Origin of the sequence: Thiolapillus sp. (genome assembly GCF_048562965.1) — a bacterium.
Lineage (GTDB): Bacteria > Pseudomonadota > Gammaproteobacteria > Chromatiales > Chromatiaceae > Thiolapillus > Thiolapillus brandeum_A.
This window is the reverse complement of record NZ_JBHNMF010000572.1, coordinates 1-1,992: the sequence shown is the minus strand read 5'-3', so window position 1 is coordinate 1,992 and position 1,992 is coordinate 1. Positions and strand designations below refer to the sequence as shown.

General features: G+C 56.2%; 3 protein-coding genes. 1 reads left to right on the top strand and 2 read right to left on the bottom strand.

The annotated features are described in order from the left end of the window. Nucleotides 1–280, top strand: a 280-nt coding sequence (locus tag ACOCD2_RS17845) for a hypothetical protein (RefSeq protein WP_293652515.1), incomplete at its 5' end; no start/stop codon positions are given. 34 nt (nucleotides 281–314) lie between these two features. Here ACOCD2_RS17845 and ACOCD2_RS17840 read toward each other — a convergent pair. Both ACOCD2_RS17840 and ACOCD2_RS17835 read right to left on the bottom strand, forming a co-directional pair. Then, complete coding sequence (locus tag ACOCD2_RS17840; protein WP_293652514.1) at nucleotides 315–1,196, bottom strand: RecB family exonuclease; 882 nt, start codon at nucleotides 1,194–1,196, stop codon at nucleotides 315–317. Between the two features lie 113 nt (nucleotides 1,197–1,309). Then, nucleotides 1,310–1,992: hypothetical protein (locus ACOCD2_RS17835; RefSeq protein ID WP_419604160.1), on the bottom strand; the 683-nt coding region annotated here is incomplete at its 5' end.

The window sequence follows — 1,992 nt, the reverse complement described above, 5'->3', positions numbered from 1 at the left end:
TTATTCAGATTTGCATCCATTTTATTCGAGGGTGCTGCCAGACATCACAATCTGTAAACGTCAAAAACTGTTCTCTTTATATGGGCGGTATTCACACTTGCTGTGGATAACTTGGCCACAATTCCCTTTTTCCATTCATTATCCCATTGTTTTTGCGACTATTTTGTTAAATTGGCCATTTTTTATACCGTGCCGTCCGTTCCCCGGCCCAACCCTGGCGCTCTCGCATACGTTCGTGCCGTCCAATTCCAACCGACTGGCCAGAAAAAACCCGCCGTGACCGTAAAATGGTCAGGCGGGTAAAGGATGGGCCATCAGGCATTCGCTGCCAATGGCAGGCTGGCGGCTAGGGTGGCCTCGCGCTGCTTCCTTTTTTGGGAAACAGTCAGGCCATCCATGCTGCCAGTGGTGCACAACTCGCGGTAGTCACACATGTTGCATGGACTATCGAAAGCCGCCAGCGAGCGGCGATGAAACTGCCGGTCTTGGATTTGCCGGTCGATCCATTGAATTTTCCTGGCAAATCGCTGTTTCTGGGGCTCTTCTCGGGCCGGCACCCATAGCGGTGGCAGCACTTTTGGCTCCCTTTTCCGCTTGAGGCCCTCAATGAACCCCAGCTTTCGTACTGGGCCGTCCAGATCCAACCCGTCCTGGTTGGCCTCTACCAGAATCTGGTAGAGGGTCAGCTGGTCCGCTTCGAGTGCGAACTCCTCGCTGCTGGCGCTGGAGGGAGTTTTCACGTCGGCGACGCAAATGTTGCCATCGCTATCCAATGCCACCAGGTCAAGGTAGCCCTGCACCAGCACGCCACCAACCTTGGCCATCAAGTGACGCTCAACCAAGGGTTGGTTGTCGTGGTCCACAGCCAAGACCAGGCCGCTCTTTTCCCAGGCTTCTGGAAACAGTTTTCCCAGTCGTTTGCCAAGGGTGAGCAGGGCTTGCTCATCGAACAACGTGTTGTATTCGATGGCGGTGGCTTCGGTGCGACGCCCCCATTCTTCCTCGAATGCCGATGCCATGTCATAGGCATCGCCTTCATGCCAGGCCAGGAGCCATTCGGCCCAGACCTGGTGAACAGCCTTGCCGAAAACCAGGTTGGCGCTGGTCACTTCGGGCTCAAGGCCCTTGATATACCGGGCCTCTAACATGGCGCCGCAGCGCTCCCATGTTTGGAACCGGCTTGATGAGTAAATCATCGCCTTTCTCCTCTCGTTCGCGAAACGAGCGTTGCTTGCCGCGGGGTCGCTACACCCGCGATGAATATATGGCGCGTCAGCCCGACCAGGAATGGTTGAGCTGACGCCACCCGTTATACCAACTGGAATGATTCCAGCAGGCCTGCGGCTTTTTCCGCCTGGCGTTGCCGCCTGGCTTCAGCCGCCTTGCGCTTCCTTTCTTCCCGCTCGAACTCTTCGAGCGCCTCGCAGGCGTCGAAGTAGCTGAGCGTTCCCCAGCTCACCTGGGGATGAAACGCACGGAGTTTTTCCAGCACTTCCTGGTGTATCTCCTCCTGCGAGCGAGACATCAGCCCCTTTCGCTTGAGATCCTCCGTCAGGAGCTGTTGGAACTCGTCCGGGTCCGCGTCTTCTTGCCGGACACAGACCCTGAAGGACAACGAGTGGGTCCGGTCGGACTCCACCCAGTCCATGATTTCTCGTCGAGTCCATTCCTTCGAGCGCCCATCATAGAGCGCTAAGATGGACGACTTGAGGAACTTTCGCCGAAACTCACTGACGGCATCAGCCGATTTCCCGGCAAGGGCCTCCAGCTCATTCCCCAGCCAATCGGCCTGGGCCATTTCAGCCGATTCGCTGGCGGCGAGATACCCCTCATCTGTCGACGTATTCATTACGTCCTCCCGGGGGTGGCAACCCCCTTTTGGGTTTCTCTCTCTGGTGTTGCCAATACCAGAGAATTTGCGATTTACCCGGATAGGCTCCGGGTTGCCCATTGCAATCAACTGATTGCGAATTCGGTTTTCATTGCATTTCT